Source organism: Pseudoalteromonas sp. T1lg21, assembly GCF_002964625.1.
In the GTDB taxonomy this organism is placed as follows: domain Bacteria; phylum Pseudomonadota; class Gammaproteobacteria; order Enterobacterales; family Alteromonadaceae; genus Pseudoalteromonas; species Pseudoalteromonas gelatinilytica.
Map to the genome: position 1 here is coordinate 282925 of NZ_PQBX01000061.1, position 24674 is coordinate 307598.

16 protein-coding genes and 1 pseudogene are annotated in these 24674 nt (G+C 40.8%); 5 read left to right on the forward strand and 12 right to left on the reverse strand.

The window, feature by feature from the left end; all coding sequences use genetic code 11:
- The first annotated feature begins 14 nt into the window (after window positions 1–14).
- Window positions 15–1595: an alkyl hydroperoxide reductase subunit F gene (ahpF, locus tag C2M25_RS17975; RefSeq protein WP_105181773.1), complete on the forward strand. Its 1581-nt coding sequence runs from the start codon at window positions 15–17 to the stop codon at window positions 1593–1595.
- Window positions 1596–1695: 100 nt separating this feature from the next.
- Here the strand turns inward: ahpF and C2M25_RS17980 are convergent, their stop codons facing one another.
- From C2M25_RS17980 to C2M25_RS18030, 11 genes and pseudogenes are all read right to left on the reverse strand, one after another.
- A complete protein-coding gene (locus tag C2M25_RS17980; protein ID WP_105181774.1) occupies window positions 1696–2166 on the reverse strand; it encodes a DM13 domain-containing protein in 471 nt (156 codons plus the stop codon).
- A gap of 2 nt (window positions 2167–2168) precedes the next feature.
- Window positions 2169–2975 (reverse strand): substrate-binding periplasmic protein, encoded by an 807-nt coding sequence (locus tag C2M25_RS17985; protein ID WP_105181775.1) that lies wholly within the window; start codon window positions 2973–2975, stop codon window positions 2169–2171.
- 39 nt (window positions 2976–3014) lie between these two features.
- Window positions 3015–4640 carry a methyl-accepting chemotaxis protein gene (locus tag C2M25_RS17990; protein WP_105173601.1) on the reverse strand — a complete coding sequence of 542 codons (1626 nt, stop codon included), beginning with the start codon at window positions 4638–4640 and terminating at the stop codon, window positions 3015–3017.
- Window positions 4641–4840: 200 nt separating this feature from the next.
- Window positions 4841–6937, reverse strand: a complete 2097-nt coding sequence (locus tag C2M25_RS17995) for a carbohydrate-binding family V/XII (RefSeq protein WP_234003608.1) — start codon at window positions 6935–6937, stop codon at window positions 4841–4843.
- Window positions 6938–7128: 191 nt separating this feature from the next.
- Window positions 7129–7965 carry a patatin-like phospholipase family protein gene (locus C2M25_RS18000; RefSeq protein ID WP_063701171.1) on the reverse strand — a complete coding sequence of 279 codons (837 nt, stop codon included), beginning with the start codon at window positions 7963–7965 and terminating at the stop codon, window positions 7129–7131.
- A 103-nt stretch (window positions 7966–8068) separates the two neighbouring features.
- Window positions 8069–8521: an NfeD family protein gene (locus tag C2M25_RS18005; protein ID WP_105173599.1), complete on the reverse strand. Its 453-nt coding sequence runs from the start codon at window positions 8519–8521 to the stop codon at window positions 8069–8071.
- 8 nt (window positions 8522–8529) lie between these two features.
- Window positions 8530–9483, reverse strand: coding sequence for an SPFH domain-containing protein (locus C2M25_RS18010; RefSeq protein ID WP_063701167.1), 954 nt, complete (start codon window positions 9481–9483; stop codon window positions 8530–8532).
- A 122-nt stretch (window positions 9484–9605) separates the two neighbouring features.
- Window positions 9606–10511 (reverse strand): sensor domain-containing diguanylate cyclase, encoded by a 906-nt coding sequence (locus C2M25_RS18015; protein ID WP_063701165.1) that lies wholly within the window; start codon window positions 10509–10511, stop codon window positions 9606–9608.
- A 267-nt stretch (window positions 10512–10778) separates the two neighbouring features.
- Window positions 10779–11666: a bile acid:sodium symporter family protein gene (locus C2M25_RS18020; protein ID WP_063701163.1), complete on the reverse strand. Its 888-nt coding sequence runs from the start codon at window positions 11664–11666 to the stop codon at window positions 10779–10781.
- Window positions 11667–11675: 9 nt separating this feature from the next.
- A pseudogene (locus C2M25_RS18025) lies at window positions 11676–12424 on the reverse strand (class II aldolase/adducin family protein).
- An 8-nt stretch (window positions 12425–12432) separates the two neighbouring features.
- A complete protein-coding gene (locus C2M25_RS18030; RefSeq protein WP_063701346.1) occupies window positions 12433–12753 on the reverse strand; it encodes a DUF962 domain-containing protein in 321 nt (106 codons plus the stop codon).
- Window positions 12754–12850: 97 nt separating this feature from the next.
- On the opposite strand from C2M25_RS18030, the gene C2M25_RS18035 reads away from it, so the two are divergent.
- The 4 genes from C2M25_RS18035 to C2M25_RS18050 all read left to right on the forward strand — a co-directional run bounded on the left by C2M25_RS18035 (window position 12851) and on the right by C2M25_RS18050 (window position 20145).
- Window positions 12851–13816 carry an AraC family transcriptional regulator gene (locus C2M25_RS18035; protein WP_105181776.1) on the forward strand — a complete coding sequence of 322 codons (966 nt, stop codon included), beginning with the start codon at window positions 12851–12853 and terminating at the stop codon, window positions 13814–13816.
- Between the two features lie 228 nt (window positions 13817–14044).
- Window positions 14045–15979, forward strand: coding sequence for a methyl-accepting chemotaxis protein (locus C2M25_RS18040; protein ID WP_105181777.1), 1935 nt, complete (start codon window positions 14045–14047; stop codon window positions 15977–15979).
- Between the two features lie 422 nt (window positions 15980–16401).
- A complete protein-coding gene (locus C2M25_RS18045) occupies window positions 16402–17295 on the forward strand; it encodes a cation diffusion facilitator family transporter (protein WP_105181778.1) in 894 nt (297 codons plus the stop codon).
- Between the two features lie 336 nt (window positions 17296–17631).
- Window positions 17632–20145 (forward strand): response regulator, encoded by a 2514-nt coding sequence (locus C2M25_RS18050; protein WP_234003609.1) that lies wholly within the window; start codon window positions 17632–17634, stop codon window positions 20143–20145.
- Here the strand turns inward: C2M25_RS18050 and C2M25_RS18055 are convergent.
- Window positions 20120–24571 carry an EAL domain-containing protein gene (locus tag C2M25_RS18055; RefSeq protein WP_105181925.1) on the reverse strand — a complete coding sequence of 1484 codons (4452 nt, stop codon included), beginning with the start codon at window positions 24569–24571 and terminating at the stop codon, window positions 20120–20122. The two genes, C2M25_RS18050 and C2M25_RS18055, sit on opposite strands and share 26 nt — an antisense overlap.
- Between the last annotated feature and the right edge of the window lie 103 nt (window positions 24572–24674).

Here is a 24674-nt window from a genome sequence, read left to right on the forward strand (position 1 = left end):
TCAAGGGCTAAGCCATGTTAGATACGAATATCAAAAACCAATTAACAAGCCACTTTGCTTCTATTACCAGCCCTGTTGAGCTGCTTATCGCCTTGGATGACAGCAATAAATCAACAGAACTTAAAAACTTAGCAAACGATTTAGCATCGTTAAGCGACAAATTCTCGGTGCGAGATAACCCTAACCAAGACGTGCGTCGTCCATCTATGGTGGTATCTTCACCTATAAACAATACGCAAATCACATTTGCGGGTGTGCCTATGGGCCACGAATTCACGAGCTTGATCCTTGCACTTCTTCACACAGGTGGTCATCCAAGTAAGGCGTCAGAGAGTGAAATTGAACAAATTAAATCATTACCTGGGCCACTTAACTTTGAAGTGTATATTTCATTAAGTTGTCAAACATGCCCGCAAGTAGTGCAAGCACTGAACTTAATGGCAGCACACAACGAAAGCATTACGGCCACTATGATTGATGGTGCCTTGTTCCAAGACGAAGTGAACGAGCGCAATATCCTAGCGGTGCCAGCGGTGTATTTAAATGGCGAGCTGTTTAGTCAAGGTGCAGTTAATCTGACTGATATCTTAAATAAAGTCGATACCAAAGCGGCTGCACGCCAAGCCGAAGCACTGAACGATAAAGAGTTATTTGACGTACTTGTTGTGGGTGGTGGACCAGCAGGGGCTTCTGCGGCAATTTATTCAGCACGTAAAGGCTTAAATACCGGCGTGGTTGCAGAGCGTTTTGGTGGTCAGGTTTCTGACACGTTAGCAATTGAAAACTTTATATCAGTGAAAGCGACCGAAGGTCCTAAATTAGTTGCTCAACTAGAAGAGCACGTAAAAGAATACGACGTTGATGTTATGCAAAATCAACGTGCGGCATCGCTTACTAAGCAAGGTAATTACCAAATCACGCTAGAAAATGGTGCGGTTTTAAATGCGAAGTCAGTGGTATTAGCAACCGGTGCACGCTGGCGTGAAATGAACGTACCAGGTGAAAAAGAGTATCGCGGTCATGGCGTTGCTTATTGTCCTCACTGTGATGGTCCGTTATTTAAAGGTAAAGCTGTTGCGGTGATCGGCGGTGGTAACTCAGGTATTGAAGCTGCAATTGACCTTGCAAACATTGTTGAGCATGTCACCGTGCTTGAATTTGCTGATACTTTACGTGCTGACGAAGTACTTATTCGTAAAGCAAATAGCTTAAAGAACATTACGATTATCAAAAATGCGCAAACGACAGAAGTTGTTGGTGATGGTAAACGAGTAACAGGCTTAAGCTATATTGACCGCATCTCTGGCGATGAAAAATCACTTGAGCTTGCAGGTATCTTTGTGCAAATCGGCTTAGTGCCAAACACTGAATGGTTAAAAGATTCAGGGTTATCACTGACTCGCTTTGGCGAAATCGAAATTGATAGCAAAGGTGCAACATCATTACCGGGTGTTTACGCGGCAGGTGATGCAACAACAACACCGTTTAAGCAAATCATTATTGCAATGGGCAGTGGTGCAACTGCAAGTTTAGGTGCATTTGATTACTTAATTCGCCACAGCGATGAGACTCAAAGCACAGAAGATGCAGCCTAATTAGTTGCATAAACAATGACTCTTGATTAGGCAGCTCACACCCATAGCTGCCGCTTTAAAGCCGCCCTCTCCAAAGGCGGCTTTGTTTTTATTAATCAAGCTACTGATACTGCGCTGCGGTTATAAATTCCTCAAAACTTTCACACCAAATAACCACTGTATTGTAATCACTGACATCAATACCTTGTGGTACAACTAATTTAAAGCCATTGAACGAACGCACCCCTGCAACACGCTGCATAGTGCCTTTTTGTGCTAAAAAATCGGCTTCGTTATCAATAAAGTTTCGCGATAAATAAAGTTGATAGTCAGGCCCTGGTGATAACGTGCCTTGCATAGAAATAGCATCATTGGTTAGATACACCATGCCATCACCATAATGAAAGCGATCTGAGCCTTTAAGGTCGGGTTTAAACGTTGCACTAAACTGAGCTCGACCTTGGTGCTGCTTCAAAACCGCAATATCGGGTGCTAGTTGTTCAGTTAAAATAGGTAAACTGTACACGCCAGCTATAAAACCCGCAGCAAAAATCGCCAATGTCATAATGATAATTAGCAGCGCTTTTAGCATGCTTACTCCTTATTTTTTAGCGTGATGATGTGACGTTGCTTTAAAGAAAATTGTTTTTCAACATCACCAAAATATTGCAAATAGAGTTGCTCAAGTTCACCTGATTGCTGCAGTTTTTGCATACCTTGCTCTAGCATATCTCTAATGTGTTGATTCTCTTTGCTTAGGTAAAAGTAATAGTCGCTGGGGTATTGCAACATAATGTTTGGCGCAATGACAAAATTGAACTGTTTTAGTCTATTCAGTTCGGTGCCAATAGCCAGTACTGAGCGTGGAAAGTAATCACCGAGTCCTGTTTCAAGGGCTTTTATCATCCCTGGGTAATCAAGCTCGCCATTAACTGTTAAACCATTGTTTTTCAATACGGTATAATCTGACCAACTTTGCTGTTGCAGGCCAACCAAGGGAGTTAAATCAGCAAGGGTTTTAATGCCGCTAAACTTTTCTTGGTCTTCATGGCGAATAATCAGTAAGCGCTTGCCGTGTAGCCCTTTATAGAGTGGGATTGTCGTTTTGACGAGAGAATCAGTGTGCTCGTGAGGTAAAGAAAGCCATGCTAATGTAATTGTTTTATTGTGACTCAGCTGCTCTACAATACGTTTATTATTCATTGGCTTAACATTGTATAGCAGCACTACATCCGCATCCATTGCGGCAAAACTTTTGTCGAGAATATCGTGAATATATTGGTTTTTTACCGCATCGGTATAATTTGGCTTCGCAAGCTGTATAACAATTTGTTCATGGCAAAAGGCTTGTAGACTCGACAGAGCAAAGGTCATTAGTAATATCAGTATTGCTCTATTCATTATTTCGAGTCTCTGCTTTTTGAGCGCAGTTTTAGACGACTATACTTTGAAAACATGCACCTGCTGTTGTAAACGCGAAGCCAATGAGGCCAATTCTTGGCTGGCTTGCGCATTTTGTTGCGAGCTTTCGCTAACCAGTGAAATGCTACTACTAAATTCATTAATATTACAACTTAGTTCGTTGGCAACAGTGGTTTGCTCATCCGTTGCGGTTGATACTTGGTTGTTCATATCGGCAATAAGTGCCATTTCTTTAGTAATTTCAGTCAGTAATTGTGATGAGCGCTCTGCATATTCAACACTTTGTTTAGCACTTTCGTCTGCATTACCCATGGCGGTAACTGCTTGCTGCGCCATTGCTTGTAGTTTACTGATCATTTCGTTAATACTGGCTGTTGCTTTTTGCGTGTTGTGCGCAAGCTGCCTGACTTCATCGGCCACCACCGCGAAACCGCGACCCGACTCACCTGCGCGTGCTGCTTCAATGGCCGCATTTAATGCAAGTAAATTGGTTTGTTCTGCAACGCCTTGGATCATCATCACCACTTGATTGATATCGGTTGATTGTGTATTTAACTCATTGATTAGTTTTGTATTCGCATTAACGATATGTGATAAACGGTTTATTGCATCGATATTTTCTTGCACAGACTGCTGACCCTGCTTGGCTGTTTTATCAGTGTGAGTGGCTTTTTCTGATGTTGATAATGCATTTGCGGCCACTTGTTCAATGGCACTACTCATTTGTGTAATGGCGGTGGCAATCATCGCTGATTGATGCTCTTGCTCTGTGGCTGTGCTTGCAACTTGGTCGCTAATTGAGTTCATTTGCTCAGCAGCAGATGAAAGGGTGAGAGTGGCGCTCGTTACATCATTTACTAATGCATGAATGCGCTCCATCATGGCATTAAAGTGGTTTGCTGCTTGGGCTATTTCGTCATTACCATGGGTTTTTGCGCGCAGACGTAAATCGGCATTTTCAGAGATAGAACCTATCGTTTCACTTAACGATAACAATGGGTTATGAATAGATCGGTAAATGATAAAGGCAATAGCCAGCAACACAATTATTAAAATGGTGATAGATGCGGTCATAGCGATGGTGACTTGAGCAAAGTCTTTATCTGCGGCGTTTTTAAACTTGTTAGCCTCATTGATTTGTAAGTTTATTAGCCCTTGATAACTTTCACTGAGTGGGTCAAACACATCGTAAAGATTTTTTACGAACACCTCGTTGGGCACTGCTTTAAGTTGGTCACTTTTAACTTGGGTTAAAAACGTGCTGAGTGCGCTTTGTACCACAGCAAGATTCTTTTCCACGATATTAACCAAGCGCTGCTCTTCTGTGGTTAGTTTAGTTCCTAAGTAGCTTTTCCATTTGCTGTCAGCAACGTCTTTTGCATTTTCAACGGCGGCTAGAAAGTCAGTTTTTGAAATTTGCTCAGCACGGTATTTATGGAATAGATCAACAATGCTAACGGCGTAATTGTCCGATACTGTTTTTATTTGTTCAAGGGGGATGACTCTATCGTCATATAAACTGTCGATGCCTTTTACCATGTCCGACATAATAGACATTGTAAAAATAGAGGTGATCACAAAAACTGTAACCGGTAACAAAGCCAAGACGGCTAATCGCGTACGAACGGTGTAGTTATTTAACATGAGCGTGCAAATTTTTGTAAGGACTTAGTATTAAAGCTAATAGAGAAATGGTTTTAAGCAAATTTTTGCAATTGTTTTGCAGGCTTTTTCTTAAGATAGATATCTATTACGACTTAAAGGTAGCCAAAGAGAGCCGTTGGCTCTGGTTAAGATAACAAAGCCAGTATTTACGCTGGCTTTGCTTTGTTCCTGTTTTTACATTAATGACCGCGATTAGGCATTTGCCGAGGCATCTGTCTTTGTGTATTACGACGCATTTGTTGGCGCTGCATACCTTGCTGACGTGCTCTATTTGCTTGATTTAATTGCTGCATACGATTTTGTTGCCTATTTTGTGTGTGCTGGCGCTGCTGCAATGTTTGCTTCGCTTTACTTTTATCTATACTTTGCAATTTATTTTGTACTTGTTGACGGTCAATATTTTGTGCACGCTCTTTGATTTCTTGCTGTTTATCAGCGGGGATAGTTTGCCATTTACCTTCAACACGTTGTTGCCATTTATCGGCATCATGCTTGAGCACGTTACCTTTTTGGTCGGCGAACACGTTGTTTGCTTTATCGCGTTGGCTGATGGCTGTTTTTAAATCGCGTTTCACTTGCTGCTTCGAAGCAAGACGAGATTTACTTTGATCGCGTTTATAAATGTTATGTCTTGGCTGTTTATCATGATGACCTGGTTTATGGCCAACATTAATTTTGTTACCAATATTGATGTTGCCATTATTAATAATAACAGGGCCGCGGTAACCACCCCCATACCAGCCATTACAGCAATGATAAGGTCGATAATGGGTTGGCCATCCAACATTCCAATTCATCCCTAAATTTAAAAAACCATTGCTCCAACTTAAGCCAAACGACCAACCGGTCCAGTTGTTATAGCCAATATTAAAACCCCACGTTGGTGGGCGAGGGTAGTAGTAGCCACCGCCCCAGTATGGCGGGTAATACCAACCCGTTCCATACACTGGCACGCCATAATAAGGGTATGACCACATGTAACCTGGGTAATAACCAACATACACAACCTCAGGAGTTGACTCGTATATCTCGACGTAAGTGACGTTGTAAACGGGAGAACTTGGAGGAATTTTTGCGATGTCATCTTTTGGAATGCTATCAGCAACAAGCCAAGGCCCTTGCGCGGAATCTGCCTTAAACCACACCGCATTATCGACTGCATAATATTTGCCTTTAATTTGCAGCACTTGTGCATCCGTATTAATGGCATAAGAAACTTGCGTGCCTGGGATACGTTCAAACTTAGGTTTGCCATCATAGTACACAGTTAAACTCGTATCTTTACGGCTGATAGCCGCTGTTTGCGGCACTTTTGCATCTAATACTGCTTCGTCAGCTTCTTCAGTACCAGCAACTGAAACTCTGAGACCACCTAAATCTGATTCAGGTGGAATATTGGCAAAGCTTTCTGGTAGTTCGTCGCCACGTACAAATGTCCAAGGGCCTGTTTGTTGTTTTGCGCGATACCAGCGCCCAGATAATAAGACATACATGTTATTCGTTTGCATTTCACGTAGCCACGGGGTTTCAGTGTTAAACACATACATGAGCTCGCCACCGGTTAGGCTTTTCCATTTAGCTGCGCCATCAGTTGCAATAAGCTCTGTGGGTTTAGTGGCTACAACAATGGCTGGTGGTGCACTTAGATCTGAGCTTTCGGTATCTTTAGGGAGCATTTTTACAAGTTCAGCAGGTGGCGACTGAGTATAGTCATAAGGCCCTTTGGCTTGTTTTGCCTGATACCAAAATTGCCCATCGGTGAGATAACAAAGTTTACTTTTGCTATCTTTAATCACTGTCATGGCGGTGTTTAAAGCACGCTCATATTGGCTGTTTTCAATCTGACTAAACTTAGGTTCACCATCAAAACTCAGTAATACCGACAGTTGCTCTTTGAAAATAATCGTTGGAGGGTCGGTTTTTAATTGCGTTAAACTTTGTTCTGCTGCTTCTGCACTCTCAAGGCTGGCGGTAAGTTGCGAAAGCGAGGTTTCGAATTGACTGGCTTTTATTGCTTCATTAACGACAGCAGTAAATTTTTGTTCTCCTGCATCTTTTGATTCAGGCCAGCGTACATCGGTGACAATCATATTGCGAACAGTGACGGTATCGTTTTCGCGATCAGTATCTAGTTTAGCGGTAAACCAAAATACGCCAAACACAGCGTCATTGCCTGAAAATGAAAATGACATTGCTGCACGGGCTGTTAAAGTATTACCGTTGAGTTTCTCTGGTTGGGGTTGATAAACAATGAGTGTGCCTTGTGATGTTTGCACTTGTTGAGGCCACTCAATAGCTTGGCTAAAAAATGAAAATAAACATAGAAAAGAGAGTATTAAAACCCTGAAGGCAGTAATAAAAGTTAAGGGGAGTTTCATGGTCAATCCTTGGCTAACGTAACTCTTTAAAGTATAGCCAATGACCTCGAAAACGCTTGAAGATTGTTCCTGTTTTTTAATGCGTTAGCTTAGGCAACTTGAGTTAAAAAATGTGTACCCGCATTTAAGCCCATTTCATAGCCCGCACTGAGTTTTTCAAATGATTTCGTTGTTCGACCAACTGCAAAGTTGGGGGGCGGTGCAATAATATTAATTTTACAATCGCTTGGCGGGTTGGTAATAAAATCAATGCTTTGATTGTAATTTTCTGCACGCCTTAAGGTGGCTTCAGCTAATGCCGGGGTCTTCTTATAAAGACGTTTAACAAACCAAGGCGCTTTAGAAGGCTTTTTCTTATAGCCAAGAGGCTGAGATAAAATAACGGTGATTTCTTTATTACCCATCTCGTATGCTTTACGAATAGGAATAGAATCTGCCACGCCACCATCAGTAAGCTGTAAATTGTCGATAACGGGAAATTCTCGATATGCAATAGGCAACGCGCATGAGGCTTTTAATTGCTGTTCAAGATGAGTGGCACTTGCTTTTAAGTACTCTGCCTGCCCAGTTTGTATATTGGTTGTGACAATATAAAACTCACTGGCTTGTTTTTCGAAGGTGTCGAGATCTAGGCGAATATCACGGATGGTTTCTTGCCAGAGCCAGTCTAAATCAAACAGGTGGCCACCTTTAATAAAACGAACAAAATCAATAAATTCAGGTCGGCAAGAGTAATCAGTAATCACTGCATGGTTACGTTTGTATTGGGCGCACAGATAAGCGGCAATGTTAGTAGCTCCGGCAGAAACACCATAGCATTGATTAAAAGGTTGGTAATTAGCTTGAATAAAAGCATCCAGGACGCCAGTGGCAAAAATACCACGCATTGCGCCACCTTCTACAACGAGTGCCTTGTTATTGTTCATTTTCGCAACCTTGCTTGTAACCGTGAGTGCCTCTAACCATAGCAAACACGGTTACAAAACTAAATAGAGTTTTGACTCTAAGTGAGGTTTGACTCAAGCTGAGTTATACCGCCTCTACCCAAAGTATACCAACTTGTTTGTCGGTCACTTTTACTGTGCTACCCGCAGCAATGGGAGAATGACTTTTTAACTGCCATGTAATACCCGAATACTGATGTGTGGTTAACCCTTTATCATCAACATCTGCGTTAACGACAAAGGTAAGCTCAGCAAAGTCACTGTGTATCGGCTTAGTATCGGTTTTATCTTGCATGCGTTTGAGTGGTTGCCAAAGTACCACTGCAAAGCCAAGAGTAAACACTATATTGCTCCAAAGCGCGGTGGTGTAGCTCGAGTCTAAAAGGCCTGTATTCATTAGTAAGCCGCTGGCAAATAAAGATAAGCCTAAAAACAATAATACGTAGGTACTCATACCCAGTACCGCTACTTCAACAATTAGTGCGATAACACCTAAAATCATTAAGGCTTCGGCTAAATGCGTATCTAAAAATGCCATCAGTTCACCTAACTTTGTTGCTTTTTATTCAAAGAGTTAATAATAGACATACCTTGAGCAACCAGTGAGCTTGCATCGGTACCGCTCTCAGGAAGTAATACCACAGATGATTCACGAGCAATCGCTTCTTTAGCGGCAATGGCTTTAGTGGCTAGGTCTAGTTGAATTGCTTTTTGGCCTTGCTCTGTATCGGCGGCTTCACCTACTTTACGAAGTGCATCTGCCTGCGCTTCAGCAACGGCGATAATCGCTTTAGCTTCACCTTCAGCGCGTAAGATTTGCTCTGCTTTTTCAGCTTCTGCTGCAAGAACTTGCGCTTGCTTCTTACCTTCTGCCACGTTGATAGCAGACTGACGATCACCTTCAGACTCTAAAATTTGTGCACGTTTCACACGCTCAGCTTTCATTTGTGCTTCCATTGCTTCCATTACAGAGTTTGGTGGTACAATATCTTTTATCTCGTAACGTAAAACCTGAATACCCCAAGGCTCAGAAGCTTGGTTAATCGCCGTAACTATGTTGGTGTTTAACATGTCACGTTCTTCAAAGGTTTTATCTAGCTCCATTTTACCAAGCTCAGAACGCATCGTTGTTTGTGATAGCTGAGTAACCGCAAACACATAGTCATCAACACCATAAGTAGCTTTATACGGGTCAAGCACGCGGAAATACAGCACACCATCGACGATAAGCGAGATATTATCTTTTGTGATAGCTGACTGCGAAGGCACATCTTGCGCTTGTTCTTTTAAACTGCGATCAGCGGCAATTCGGTCGATAAATGGCACAATAAAGTTTAAGCCCGCTTCTTTGGTTGAATGGTACTTACCAAAACGCTCGATTAACCAAGCACGGTTTTGCGGCACAAATTTAACGCTGCTTTTTAGTAGCACTAAAATAAAAATTAGAATAAAGACTTCTACATTTAACAAGAGGTCTAAAATACTTGAAATGGGATCCATGTACTTTCCTTAATACAATTACTATTATTTTTCACTGCTCAGATTACCACCACAAAGCAAAGCACGCTAATGATTTGTAATTGCAACCAGCTTAAGAGTCGTCTAATTATTTAGGATTTGTATTAATACTTAAGTGCATGTTTTATCAAATACATATGTTGGTCAGCTTGTGCAACGATTTCATCGGCTGTTTTTTGCGTGCCTAAAAACATGGTGACGCCAACACTGGCTGAGCCCTTATAGCTGATATCTTGAAGAATAAATTTAACCTCGATAGCCGTTTGTAATTTATCGGCAACACGATGAGCGTTGTGTTTAGCTGTTTGCTCATCACGACCAAGCCCTTCAAGTAATACAACAAACTCATCGCCACCAATGCGGGCTAAACAGTCTTTTTCGCGCACAACCGTTTTCATTCGATTAGCAATTTCAACAAGATAAGCATCGCCTGTGTTGTGGCCATATTGGTCGTTTAACTTTTTAAACTTATTCAGGTCGATAAATATCACCGCGCCGTAGTTTTGGTCGCGCTTGCTCATTTGTAACGCAAGCGATAAACGAATATAAAAATAGCGGCGGTTTAAAAGTTCAGTTAACGGGTCGGTAGAGGCAGCATAAAGGAGTTGTTCTTCAAGGTGTTTTCGTTCGGTAATGTCTGTAGCAATACCTAAAATGCCGATGACTTTGTTCGGCTCTGTGTCACAAATAATAGGGGTTTTCACTTCCCAGAAAATATATTGATGTCCGTCAGGAAAGGTTAGCTTAACTTCTTCACGAGTCCGTTCACCGCTAAGCACTCGTTTGTCTATTTTCGCTAGTTTTTTTACGTCAGAAATTGGGAAGAAGTCAACATCACTCTTATGTTGTAATTCCTGCTCAGAGCAGGCAAATAAACCCAAGGTAAGCTTATTAGCATAAACGTAATGCCCGAGTTCATTTTTTATATAAACGTATGCGGGTACGTTATCAAGTGCAAACTTTAATTCAGCAATATGGACGGGCAGTTTAGAGTTTTTAAGTTCGGCCACAATATGTCCCTATATAACAAGCCATAAATTGATAGTGAACGAAAATATCTTAATAAACAAGACTGACCACAAGGCTAAATTTATAACTAATAATTTAGGTATAGTTTTGAAAAATAAATAAAAAATTAATAGTGAGGATGGGTGATGAACTTTGTTATTAGGTTTGTTTTAGCTCGTTTGGTTATCTTAATTTTTAACTGTTTTTTATTACTTTGTGATTTCTGAATGATTAAAAACCTCCTTGTTTTTAGTCATCACTCTTGGCTTTTATGCCTTGTTGAGAATGGCAAGGTGTTTTGTCTGATGCGCGCTAAATAAACGACAAAAAATATAACCCGTCACAAACATTGATAAGCTATAAGTTGCACCAGGAATTGCCATAGCGGCATTATTGATTAAGGTACTCGCAATTAAAATGGCAAGAGTGCCATTTTGTAGCCCAACTTCAACCGCAATGCTCATTTGTTGCTTGTGATCTAAGCCCGATATTTTTGCAAAAAACAACCCTAGTAACAGCGTGCTGAGGTTTAATGTCAGCGTTGCAATGCCGCTAGTCGCAAAAAAGCTCAGCATTTGGTCGGCATTTTTATGAATAATGCTAAGCACTATCACAATTAAGAATACGCTCGAAAAACGACGGATAAAGGGTTCTATTTTCAAGCTGAAATGGGCTTTAAAATGATTAAAGACCATCCCTAAACAAACAGGAAGCACCGTTATCATCAGCATTTGCACTATGGTTTTAATCACTGGCAAAGCGAATTCGTGGCCCGGCACACTCAACGTTTGCATGGCAAAATGCATAATTAGTGGCAAGGTAAACGGTGAGATAAATGTGGCTAGCGTTGTAAGACTTATTGACAACGCAACATCCCCTTTGAATAAATAGGTATAGAGGTTTGAAGTCACACCGCCAGGGCAGCAAGCCACTAAAATCAGACCTATAGCGAGCTCTGGGGTTAGGGTAAAACTCATTGCTAATAAAAACGCAACGCTTGGCAATAACAGTAGTTGGCAGCTTAAGCCTATTGAAAGTGCTTTGGGGCTAATAAATAATGCCCCAAAGTCTTGCTTTTTAAGCCCTAACCCCATGCCAAACATGATGATAAATAGTGCTAAAGGCAGCACTATTTTAGTCATGATATCAATTTGCATGGTATATCCTTATTGATCGTAACCCGGACTTTTATTGTCGAGTAAGCGCAGTAAGGCAGGCCAAGCAATTGCGCCACCCAGTCCCTTAGTAGCAACTTCAGTTTGCCCTTTGATACCCTCAATAATCGCGCTAGGTACTTGTACGAGTTGCTCGGTATTTTGTGAAGTACGAGTTTGTACAGCGCATGCAGCTTCAAAAACATACATAAACAAAAATGCATCAGCGACCGTTTTACCTACTTTAATAGGCCATGATTACGTAGCATTAGAAAGTTATTAGAACCTAGGTCATTCACTAAACGGTCTTGCTCTGCAGGGTTAAGGGCTATGCCTTCGTAGTCGTGATAACCCAAACCTGAGTGCACAACAACAGCTTGCTGAGAGATAGGCAATAAGCCGTCTTTGTTTGCAGACACCGCCGTGCCATTGAGTGAGTGGGTGTGAATAACGCAATGGGCATCATCTCGCGCCATATGAATACAGCTATGGATATTAAACCCCGCAGGATTAACTGGGTATTCACTGTCATGCAGCTTATTACATTGTTGATCTACTTTGATTAGACTTGATGCCGTAATTTCGTGAAACATCATGCCATAGGGGTTAATCAAAAACTCGTTGTCTGTGCCGGGAACGCGCATTGAAATATGGGTAAAAATTAAATCATCCCAGCCATATAAAGCAACTAAGCGATACGCGGCAGCAAGCTCAACACGGGCTTGCCATTCTTGTTCTGATACTGTGTGTTTTATGGTCATGGCTTTTCCTAAAATGGTACTTTGCGAACAATAATGTCTTTAAACATGACCCAATCACCGATAAAGCTATAAAAAGGGTGTGTAAAAGTAGCGGGACGATTTTTCTCAAAAAAGAAATGACCAACCCAAGCAAAGCCATAGCCCACTAGAGGGCATAAAATTAGCCAGCTATATTGCTGCTGATAAATAGCGGCAAACAAAATAGCCAAAACAATCCAGCTGCCAATGAAATGTAAGCGTCGACAGACTTTATTTTTGTGTTCTTGTAGGTAATAGGGGTAAAACTCTTTAAAGCTCGCGAACTCGCGTTTACTTGCTACAGTGCCCATATTGTTGTCTCCGTTGTTAATTACAGGTAAACAATAGGCTTTTATTCTTTTATTTACTTGATAATATAGGTCATTAAATTGTTTATTTAGGACGCTCATGAGAACCTTATCAAGCTGGTGGCTACGTGCTATGGCTGAGTCGTTTAAATGGCAGGGCTTACCAATTAATGAGTTGTTTGCAGCGGCAAATATTCCTGTAGCAGAATTAAGTAGCCAAACAGCCCGATACCCACAAGCCAGTGTCAGTATGCTTTGGAAGCAAGCGCAAGCCATGTTACCAAACACCCATTTAGGTCTTTATGTTGGCAGTAACATGAATGTACGGGCTATTCCGGTGGTAGGCATGGCGATTATTCAGTCAACTCAGTTATTGAGTGCTTTTCGGCTGATATTGCGTTATCAAAAATTGATGGGGGATACCCATAATGTGTCTTTGATAGATCATGGTAGTGAGTATGAACTTCGCTTTAACTTTAGTGATGGTGAGCGCGATATGTCATTGCTAAGCTACGAAGCGCCCATGGCGTTTTGTGTAAAAATAGCGCGCACTGTAAAGGGAAAAGATTGGCACCCAACGCGAATTTGCTTGCAGCGTAAAGAGCCACACAGTGAGATTAATGCGCACTTTAATTGCAACATTGAATACGGCGCAACGACCCATAGCCTTTTTTTTAGCGAAAATACCGATAGTGAACCTGTGTTATCAAGCCAGATGAAACTGGTGACGCAAACGAATGTGACGCAGGTGCTGAGAATTTTACTTGAAGAGCATTTAATTCAAGGCCAAACGACCAGTAAAGCAATGGCAAAAGCACTTAATATGAGTGAAAAAACACTGCAGCGCCGTCTTGCAAAAGAGGGCACAAATTTTAGTAACGAATTAGCAAGTTTAAGACAGCAAAAAAGTGTGTCATTGTTAATCGAAACAGATCTCTCAATCACTGAAATAGCCTTTTTATGTGGCTACTCTGAAATTAGTGCATTTCATCATGCATTTCATCGCTGGTATGGCATGTCGCCAAAATCCTATAAGCAAAAAATGGCAATAATAGCAGGGTCGTAATAAGCACGATTTTATTCAGTAAGCTGTTTGTAGCTGTTATTTTAACTAATAAAAGGTACAAGCTGGCGTTTGTTCCTATTCTGTTTGAGTTTGATAATTATTCATACAAAAACAATAGTAAAAGCTTAAATAGCAATTGCTTAACACAGACTTGTTACCTAAAATTATAGGTAAGACGCAAGGATGATCTAAAACCAAAACTCCACCATTAAGTATGAGGCTTGCTGAATGCGAAACTTATCGCTGCGCACTATTTTTATTAGTTTTGTGTTAATTGCATTGTTTGTTGTCACTGTGGTTAGCGCCTTAATCAATACCAGCCAATTTTCTCGGCTTTATTACCAACAAACAGAAAAGCAATTATTGCCTGACGCTGTGGGTAAAGTGGCTGCCGAAATAGATGCTCAAATGCGTTACCCCATCTCTGTGTCACAGTCGTTAGCTGAAAACCAAATTCTGCATACGTGGATGAGCGAAGGTGAGAAAAGCTCGCCAATTCATCAACGTGTTATGGCGTACTTTGCTGACTTACAAAGAAAAAGCGGCGCGTCATCGGTGTTTTGGGTAAGCAAAAACTCAATGAGTTATTACACGCAAGACGGCCTTTTCAAATCAATCTCACAAAGTGAGCCAAGAGACAGTTGGTTTTTTGATTTCATCCGTTCAGATAAACGCCAAGCGCTCGCCTTAGATGTGAGTGAGCAGGGCGGACACCTCACTTTATACGTTAACACGCTAGTTGAAATAGCTGGGCAACGACTCGGTGTTGCGGGGCTTGGTTATGATATTTCAGATATTTCTAGCATTGTCACGTCGCGTAAAATTGGCGAGCAAGGGTATTTATTCTTAATTGATGACAGCAAGCGAATTATTGCACACGCAAATGATGCTTATATCGGTAAACAAGTCACAAGCGTGGCGTCATTAAGCGCATTACAAGGCTTTTTGAGTAGTAAACACACAGGCTTTACACTATCGCAAGTCGAGCTCGCTGATGAAGATGTTTACGCTGGGGTTATGCCAATTGAAGGCACTGGCCTTACTCTTGTAGCGGTTCAGCCTAAGCAAGAGATATCAAGCGCGATTAATGCAGTCGTTTGGATGTCGATTATTGTGAGTGTTGTGCTTGCGGGTATCTTCTTAGTGCTGACGCTTTATTTTGCGAATTGGCTCAGTAAGAAAATACGCCGTGTTGGTGACGAGCTGCTCGGTATGGCAGGCCAAGGCGGTGACTTAACAAAACGTTTAGATGACAGTGTTGATAATGAATTGGGGCATCTTGCAAAGGGCTTTAATGCCATTATAGGTAAAGTGGCCGAGTTGGTAGATGAAATAAGTGTTACCGAGCAAGCGATGCGAGAGGGGATTGATGACCTTGCGAGCTTTGCCAATAAAACCTTTGTTGCTACCGAAGATCAGCGCGCGCAAACCGATCAAGTTGCCACAGCTATTACAGAAATGGGGCAAACTATTAACGAGGTGTCTGATATTGCTCATCGCACAGCAAGCGACACGGAAGAAGCGGTACGAGAAACCGTGCAAACCAATCAAAGTATGGCTGCCACAGCGCAAACCATGAATGAACTGAATGACATTTTGATCACGGTTGATAAAAGTATCGGTGAGTTTGCAAATCAAGCCGCTGAGATCAACTCGGTTGTTGAAGTAATTAATGCAATTTCAGAACAAACTAATTTATTGGCACTGAATGCGGCAATTGAAGCGGCAAGAGCGGGTGAGCAAGGCCGTGGCTTTGCTGTAGTCGCTGATGAAGTGCGTTCACTTGCACAGCGTACGCAAACATCAACGTCTGAAATTAGAGAACAGATTTCGCGCTTACAAAGCTCATCGTTGCAATCTCAAGAAGCGATTGCTGAAGGTACGCAAAGTAGTCAAAAAGTGACTGAGCTTACGCATATTGCAGTGTCTGCACTTCAGTCTATTCAGCAGAAGTTTGAGATTATCAGCCAAGGCAATCATCAAGTTGCAGCAGCCACAGAAGAGCAGGGCACGGTGGTTGAGCATATCAATCAGTCGGCTCATGATATTTCAGACAGTGCAATGCAAATACATGATAACGCTGAGCAACAACAGCGTGGTACGCAAAGCTTATTATCGCGTGCTCAGCACCTTAAAGATTTAGTCAGTCAGTTTAAAGTTTAATAGCCTGCTTTTTAAATCTGCTTCGAGTAAAAGGCGTTAACAACACGTGTTGTTAACGCCTTAATATTTTTTAGCTTATACCAATCCGCAATAATACATAATCATTTTGAGGGATTAAACCTGTCGCTAACTGCGTTAAAAATTTCTGATTTAGAACAACTAAATAACGAAATTTTTGCCTTGTTATCAACGAGGTTTTCTTGCCTCAAAATAGATCACTTAATTAAGCGAATTGGTATTACAAGTGAGTGATTCAGTTTACTTATTTGCTGCTAATTCCTTTCTCATTTCTAACACATCACGCAAAAAACTTTCAAAAAGGGACAAATAACCAAGTTTTTAGTGCGTTTGCGCTCGCCACGTATTACAATTGAGACTTTATATCATTACCACTTTCCAGCGAATAGGTATTTCACTTCTTCATGACAGATATTACAACACACCAAGCATCTAGACGCCGCTTGTTGATTGCCTTAGCCATAACATGTTCGTTTATGGTGATACAGGTTATTGGCGCCTATTTTTCAAATTCGCTTGCTGTTCTTGCTGATGCTGGGCATTTGTTTGTTCATAACAGTTCTTTATTCATTGCACTTATTGCCTCAAGCATGGCGATATATTTCGCGAAAAACTTTAATGATGGCTATCAGCGCGCAGAGCTTACGGGTGGTTTGATCAATGGTATTTTATATCTGAGCATTAGCTTAGTTATTTTGTATGAAGGAGGTGAGCGTTACCTTCATCATAGCGATGGTCATGATTTACAAATTAACAGCTATTTGATGTCAGTGATTTCGGCTATAGGCTTTTTATTTCATGGCGCAGCAGCTTGGGTTTTATACAAAGGGCGTAAAGCAAGCATCAACGTGTATGCTGTGTTTTTACACTCATTTTTTGATTTAATTTCAACGGTTTCAACTTTCTTTGCAGGTATTCTAATTCACCTAACTGGTTGGGCAGAAATCGATATTATTTCGAGTATGTTGATTGCCACCTTTGTTTTGTTTACTGGGGTTAAAGTGATCATTCGTTGCGTGAAAGGGTTACTCGAAAATAGCAGTAAATTACCGGATGTAGCTGATATTGAACAAAGTATCGCTTCGGTTGAGCACGTACAAAATGTACATAACGTGACTGTGATGCGCCAAGATAAAGACATTATTGTTGGTGCGCACGTTGTGTTGAAGCAGCATTGCACCGTTGAAAAACATGATGAGGCGTGTCGATTAAAGGTCGAAAAACTACTGCTCTCGCACTTTAATATTAAAAAAAGTGTGCTGCAAATTGAGAGTCATGAATGTCACCATGTTAATTAAAGTGGCAAATTGTTTAATTTTCTTTTAATTTAAAGGTATCACTATGAAGTTAGGATACCTTTTTTGCTTCAAAATAAGCCTTCATATTTCAACTTTTTAGCCGCGATACTGCTCGGTTGTATCGCGGGAGTTGTTAATCTGCTCCCTATTTGGTTTTTAGATAGCTCAGAATTTCTGCTTGGTCAGTTTTTTGTGATCCTAAGCTTGCTGCTACTTGGTTGGCGCTATGCAATTATCACTTTTATTATAAGTACGGGGTTTATTTTTTACCGCTGGGGGCATGCGTGGCCTTCCATTGTGTTTGCCTTAGAATTGATCTGCTTGCAGGTATTCTGCTTGTCAAAAGCGCGGCCAGTCTTTTTACGAGGCATGCTGTTTTGGTTTGTAATTGGTTTACCCTTATTGTGGAGTTTTGGCCATTTCTTTTTAGGTCTTCCAATCTTAACGATTGCCATTGCACTTGCTAAATACTGCTTAAATGCGGCAATTTACTTATCGGTTATTGATTTACTTAGTTTCTTTTTTAGTCGTTATTCGTGGCATAAACACTATTCGTCTTTATATAAAATTCTTAACTATGTAGTGACCTTACTGGTTGTGCTGGTGGTGATCTTAACCTCAATAGTGTTAACCAATAATCACTATGCGCGTATTGAGTATGAAATAAATGCACAGTTAAAAGAGAAAGCAAAAGAAATCGCTCGCACAATTGATAGCCACCTCGACCACCATAAAAAAGGGGTGGTACTCACGGCCAGAAGTATTGCCAATGGTGTTCCGCATCAAATTGCCCTTGAGAATATGGCAAAGTTGTATCCAGATTTTAGAACGCAAATCATTGTTGATGCCCTTGCCGATGTCACTCACTTTTATCCGCAATCGTTAGCGATTAGTTTGCAGCAATCAAAAATCCGCGCCAATGTGGCAGACCGTGACTACTTTATAAATGCGCCAAATAATGAGCTTGGTTATATTTCAACAATCTTTAAAGGAAGGGGTTTTGGCTCTTTACCCATCGTTGCGGTATCAGCACCGATTTATATTGAAGATACCTTTACTGGGGTTGTCGAAGGCTCACTGATGTTCGATTACTTTGCAGGGCTCAGACCAAGCCTTTTCAGTCATCAAGGTGAGTTATTGATTTTAGATGCGACCAATAAAGTGGTATTTAGCACGCTTGATGATTTTAAAGAGTTACAGCAATTAACAGATGAAGAAATTAACTCGTTTGCAGAGGAAGCTCGTTTTAAGATGTTTGACGCTGAGGATGAGCAGCAGTTTTATGCCAGAGAAGCCCGCTCAACCGAGCATAACTGGATAGTGATGACCATGCTTAACCGTAAACATGCTAACAATGTTGCGGTAAGTGCATGGGGTCAGTCTTTGGTGATGATATTATTCATTATTTTGTTAACCAGTGTGTTTATCACGCAGCTGAGCCGCTGGTTAATAGCCCCCATTGAAAAGTTAGCTGAACAAATTGATAAATTTGAACCTGAGCGGGCAATCACAGAGACCGACTTACCACAAACTTGGCTTGAAGTGAGCCGTTTGCAGTCGCAGTTTTCGAGCTTAGCAAATAAGCTGGCGCTTAATTTTAATCGCTTGCATCAAGTGAATCACGAAAACGAAGTGTTGAATAACAAACTGACCGATTTTAATGCCCAGCTTGAGCAGCAAGTTAATGATAAAACCAATGAGTTAGTCGAAGCTGTGCGATTAGCGAATCAAGCGAACCGTACTAAATCACAATTTTTAGCGAATATGAGCCATGAAATCCGCACCCCGCTCAATGGTATTTTAGGTATGACTCAACTGCTATTAGACAACCCTAAACTACCCGAAACTGAGCGTGATGAGCTGGCGATGATCCATCAAAGTGCCAATAATTTGCTATTGATCTTAAATGATATTTTAGATTTTTCTAAAATTGAAGCAGGGGCGCTTAAATTAGAAAATCGCGCCGTTGATATTAAGGCCTTACTGCAACAATTAGCAAAAGTATTTAGCAATACCAGTGTGAAAACAGGTGTCGAATTTAACTTAAGCATAGCAAACGATATACCTGAGTATATCCGTTTAGATCCGCTAAGATTTAGCCAGGTAATCAATAACATTTTGAGCAATGCGGGTAAATTTACTGAGTCAGGTGAGATAAACATGCATTGCCAAATGGTTGATGGCGCACTTGAAATATCAATTCGTGATACAGGCATCGGTATTTCAGCCAATCAACAGGCCAAACTGTTTACAGAGTTTACTCAAGCCGATATATCGACCACCCGAAAATATGGCGGTACTGGGCTAGGATTGACCATTAGTAAGCGCATTATAGAGCTGATGGATGGGCAGCTTTCATTGGTGAGTCAAGAAGGTAAGGGGAGCGAGTTTACTGTTGCCATACCTGTCACTGTGAGCGACGCAGAAGCAAGCGCCGAGCAAAGTACAGACAAACCAACACTTCATGGCATTAGTGTATTGATTGTTGAAGATAACCCTGTCAATCAAATCGTGTTGCAAAAAATGATGCAAGACACCCAGTGTACGATTAAAAAGGCAAACGATGGCTTACAGGCACTTGAGCAGCTTAAAAGCTATGCGGCAGATATTATATTGATGGACTGCCAAATGCCTCACATGGACGGCTATCAGTGTACACAAGCAATTAAACAGAACCCTGCGCTGTATGGCGAAGCTGTCATTATTGCTATCACGGCGAACGCGTTTGAAGAAGATCAACAGCGCTGCCTTGTCGCGGGTATGGATGACTTTATCTCAAAACCGATTAATAAAGATGAGCTATATCGTTGCTTAAATAAATGGTTTAAAGCGCGTTTAGACGATCGATAATTGCTTGAATCGTGCTCTCTGCAATCAGATCATCAGCCAACATGGGTTTTGCGAAGTAGTAACCTTGTAAGTCTTCGCAGCCCATCTCTGTTAAGAAGCTAATTTGCTCGTTGGTCTCAACCCCTTCAGCAATACAATATAAACCTAAGTTTGATGACAGCGCATGGATGGTTTTGATAATTGATTCATTACTTTTATCTTGGCCGATATTACGCACGAAGCTTTGGTCTATTTTGATCACATCAATCGGGAATTGGCTAAGGTAAGTCAGCGACGAATAACCCGTACCGAAGTCATCAAGTAATAGTTTGAAGCCGGCATTTTTAAGCTTTTGCAGCTGCTTAGAAGCTTTCTCTTTATCTTCTAATAGTGTGTTTTCTGTAATCTCAAGGCGTAGCTGAACAGGCTTTACCATGTGATTATTCAAAATAAGTAGTAAGCGCTCAGTTAAGTTCGATTTTAAAATATGCGTTGGCGACAGGTTTAATGATAAATAAAACTGTGGGTTAGCACGAAGCATTGGCAATAACTCAGTTAATGCTCTATCAAGGGCTTGCTCAGTCAATGCATCGATTAAACCAATTTCTTCGGCAATAGGAATAAACTCAGCCGGTGATACAAAACCTTGCTCGTTTTTCCAGCGCATTAAGAGCTCAACACCATTTATTTTTTTTGTTTTGGCATTAACAATCGGCTGATAGTTATTAAATAACTCATCATCTTTAAAGGCGTCTTTCAGGGCATTTTCAAGCAACAGCTTTTTGGTTAGCTGGTTGTTCATTTGCTCGGTGAAATATTTGAAATTATTACGGCCAGATTGCTTAGCATGCATCATGGCAATATCTGAATTTTTAATTAAATCGTCTGCTGTTTTAGCATCAAAAGGGTAAAGAGCGACACCAACACTCGCAGAAATATTGATTGAAAAGTCGTCAATTATAACTTTGCTTGCCAGTTCTTCTGTGAGCTTTTTAACGAGCTCACTGAGTGTTTGCGGGGAGTGTAAATCTTTAACAAGTACCAAAAACTCATCGCCACTTTGACGGCCTATTACGGCGTTATCAGGTAACATTAGGCTTACTCTTTGCGTGATATCGCAAAGTAATTGGTCGCCGACAGCATGACCGAATGAATCATTTACAGGCTTAAATTTATCTAAATCAATAAACAATAATGCAGCTAGTTTATTGTATTTTTTTGCGTTATTTATACAGTTACTAATTTTTGTATGCATTAGGGAGCGGTTAGGCAAGCCCGTTAACGGGTCATAATTTGCTAAATAGCGCAAATCGTCTTCAGCGCGTTTTTGCTCTGTTAAGTCTGAAATTACAATTACATAATGACTAATTGATTGGTTTTCCTTGGCTACAGCCGTGACACTAATATGAACCGGGTGTGCAGGGCTTTTTAGTGTGCGAATAACAGCCTCTGTTTTCCAGTTTTGTTTTGGTTTAAGTGTTTTAAGTACGTCGATATACTCAAGGAATTTGGCACGACCAATGGCACTTATAAAGTCGTATGTTGTGAGTTCAGCAATATTACTTGGTGTGGCGAATGCTTCACCAAAGCTGGCATTAGCTGAAAACGGTTTGAGTTGATTGTCTAAAATTAACAACCAGTCGTTAATTTGTCCAAATGCTTCACCGAGCACACTGGCTTGCTGAGCATTAGCGCGCTGCTCGGTAATATTGGTGTAAATACCCGTAACTCTTAATGGTCGATTTTTATCATCGTGTGCAACGCTGCGGCCAACATCTTCATACCAAAGCCACTCACCACTTTTATGTTTTAACCTATAAGTTATGTTCCACTGTTCGTTATTGGTTTGCTTGCAGAATAATTGCCACTGATTCGTTACATTATTGCGGTCGTGTGGGTGAACTAAGCTAACAAACTCTTTTAAGGTAATACCATCTTTGTACTCGGTATAACCAAGTTCAGCTGAAAACCGGGTGGTTCTTAAAAATTGTTCTGCGAGGTTAATCTCCCAAACACCACTTTTATTGGTGCTTAAAGCAAGCTCAGTTTGTTGTTGAGATTGGACAACCTCTTCATGGGCACGGCGTATCACTTGTTGACGTGCACGATATTGCCAAAATATAAAAAACAAAATAGCTAATATAATAATGGCGTAGCTTGTTTTTGCAGCAGGGGATGACCAAGGTGCGTGGGCAACATTAAATCTCAACTGCCTCGTGGCAGAAACGGCATCACTTATCTCGGACGATGATGAAACCGATAACACATAATCGCCAGGTGGTAATTTAGTGAAAAAGACCTCATTGGTTGTTAGCTTGTCGTATTGCAGTGAAGTCGGCCCATCAAGGGTTACTCGATACGATGTTTTATCTTTATTAATGGTATCAAAATTCGAAAAGGTGACTGCTAAGCCCATATCTTCAGAAGTGATCTGTAGCGGAGTATTTACATACTTGTATGGGTGGTAGTTAAGCTCACGAGAAAGCAAAGATACATTGGTGATCTCGGTGTTTATGTTTCCCACTTCGACAGGCGACGATAAAAAATCTTCAGGTGAGAGCAAAAGTACGCCGCGGGTAGTACCAAACGCAAGTTGTCCGTTATGTAGGGTTGTGTCTGCATCAATATTAAATTCATTAACGGCTAGACCATCGCGAATGAAATAACTGTCGAGCTCTAAAGAACTTAAATCTACACGGTATAGGCCATTTTGAGTGCCTAACCATAAAAAACCAAAACGGTCTATTTGCAATGCAAATACAGATTTGGCTTTTAAGCCCGATTGTATATTAATGCGGTGTTTAACTTCATAGGTTTTAGCATCAATGCCAATGAGGCCTTCGTCAGCTGAACCAAGCCACAGGGTGTTGTTATAATCCATCACCCAGTCATCAATGGTAGTGAACGCTAATGGGTTATAGTTTTCTGTTTGGTATATCAGTGTTAACTTTTGAGTTTGCTCATTGTAGCGGAACAACTGGCCAGACATACTCAGAACATATTCATCGGGGTAGTTAGGCAGTGGCTCTAAAAAAGCATGGGCATTAACAAGGTCTACTTGCTCTTTTAGTCCTTTAATTGTTGAAAGTTCACCGGTTTTGCCATTGTATTTATAAAAATTATTGTCATCTAAAAAGGCAAATTGATCATTGCCAATTGCTCTAAAGCCCCAGTTTGGGCCGTAACTTAAAAGGTGAATGGTTTCTGCATTGCCTTTTAAAGGCACTAGTTTGCCAGTTTGTTTATCAAAGAGGGCAAGGCCAATGTATTTCATCAACCATAAATAACGATCGCTATTATCTAGGTTGGCTTCGGTAATACCATAAATACCGTGCTGACCATGAAACGCTTTTTCGTCGTCACTCACTAAGTAGGGGGTGACTTCTTTAGTGAGTTGATTGTATTTCATCAAGCCATTATCAGTACCTATCCAAACCGTGTTGTTTTGATCTTGTAATACAGTCCAAACATTATTATTAAAGTGAGCTTGGTTGTTTTTTAATTCAATATGCTTAAAACGTCTTGCGAGAGTTGACCAGGTGAATACACCTTGTGAGCGGGATGCCAGCCAAAGCAGCCCTGTTTTATCAATCATTACATCTTGGATTGAATTGTCAGTCATCAAAAACTTACTTTGTTCAAAGTTTAAGATGAACTCAACCGACATGGTTTGACGATTAAACTCATATAAGCCTTTTTCTGTGACAATATATTCACCGAATGAGCTAACAGAGTAATCCCAAATATTTAAGTTAGGGATTAATAGCCTTACCTTATCAAATGCCAGTAAACGGTTAGCGTTAAAAGGGATATCAAACATACCTTCTACGGTGCCGACAAATAAGCCAAGCTGCGCATCAATCCTTAAAAATTTAACGTTTTTATTATCTTCGGTGATCTGGGCTTTATCCGTTAGCGGAATATGCGAGATATGATCATCAGCCAGATTTTTCGAAAAAAGCCCATTCGATGTACCTATATATAAAAAGTTGTCGTGCAAGGTCAGCGCTCGCACAATATGCTCTTCTTTATTAATAGAAAACTCATGCAAAAACTTTTTAGATTGTTTGTTGTATGAATAAACGTGTTGAGCAATAGCAAAGTAAAAAAAGTGGTCGTCTTCAGTGATTGCTAGAATAGGCGAGAAGAAAACATCTTCAGGGTCGAGTTTGCCCGAATAGATTTTTTCAACTTTGAGGGTTTTAGGATCAATAAAAAAAGCACCTGAGTATTCAGTGCTAACGAAAATGTTGCCATTTTCTGTTTTATGCAGCGCGGTAATTTGTCGCTGATCAAGTATGTACTCACCAGCAAAAGGTGCAACTTGATATCCATCGTATCGATTTAGGCCTTGATAGGTACCAATCCAAATAAAGCCTAAATCATCTTGCACGATTTTAGTTACACTGCCTTGCGTAAGTCCTTCATCGGTCGAAATACGCTGCATTTGCAAAGCATAGTTTTGTGCAAACGCAGAGGAAGTGAGCGTGAAAAAAAGCAAACTGAAAATCAAAAGAAAAAGTTTAGGCACTGACTGATTAACCCTAAAT

What these genes read in the sequence shown, in the direction of transcription:
- C2M25_RS18035 (WP_105181776.1), top strand. Translation starts at nt 12,851, where the DNA reads ATGAGAACCTTATCAAGCTGGTGGCTACGTGCTATGGCTGAGTCGTTT.
- ahpF (WP_105181773.1), top strand. Translation starts at nt 15, where the DNA reads ATGTTAGATACGAATATCAAAAACCAATTAACAAGCCACTTTGCTTCT.
- C2M25_RS18010 (WP_063701167.1), bottom strand. Translation starts at nt 9,483, where the DNA reads ATGGATCCCATTTCAAGTATTTTAGACCTCTTGTTAAATGTAGAAGTC.
- C2M25_RS17990 (WP_105173601.1), bottom strand. Translation starts at nt 4,640, where the DNA reads ATGTTAAATAACTACACCGTTCGTACGCGATTAGCCGTCTTGGCTTTG.
- C2M25_RS18040 (WP_105181777.1), top strand. Translation starts at nt 14,045, where the DNA reads ATGCGAAACTTATCGCTGCGCACTATTTTTATTAGTTTTGTGTTAATT.
- C2M25_RS17985 (WP_105181775.1), bottom strand. Translation starts at nt 2,975, where the DNA reads ATGAATAGAGCAATACTGATATTACTAATGACCTTTGCTCTGTCGAGT.
- C2M25_RS17980 (WP_105181774.1), bottom strand. Translation starts at nt 2,166, where the DNA reads ATGCTAAAAGCGCTGCTAATTATCATTATGACATTGGCGATTTTTGCT.
- C2M25_RS18045 (WP_105181778.1), top strand. Translation starts at nt 16,402, where the DNA reads ATGACAGATATTACAACACACCAAGCATCTAGACGCCGCTTGTTGATT.
- C2M25_RS18005 (WP_105173599.1), bottom strand. Translation starts at nt 8,521, where the DNA reads ATGGCATTTTTAGATACGCATTTAGCCGAAGCCTTAATGATTTTAGGT.
- C2M25_RS18055 (WP_105181925.1), bottom strand. Translation starts at nt 24,571, where the DNA reads ATGCAGCGTATTTCGACCGATGAAGGACTTACGCAAGGCAGTGTAACT.
- C2M25_RS18020 (WP_063701163.1), bottom strand. Translation starts at nt 11,666, where the DNA reads ATGCAAATTGATATCATGACTAAAATAGTGCTGCCTTTAGCACTATTT.
- C2M25_RS18030 (WP_063701346.1), bottom strand. Translation starts at nt 12,753, where the DNA reads ATGGGCACTGTAGCAAGTAAACGCGAGTTCGCGAGCTTTAAAGAGTTT.
- C2M25_RS18000 (WP_063701171.1), bottom strand. Translation starts at nt 7,965, where the DNA reads ATGAACAATAACAAGGCACTCGTTGTAGAAGGTGGCGCAATGCGTGGT.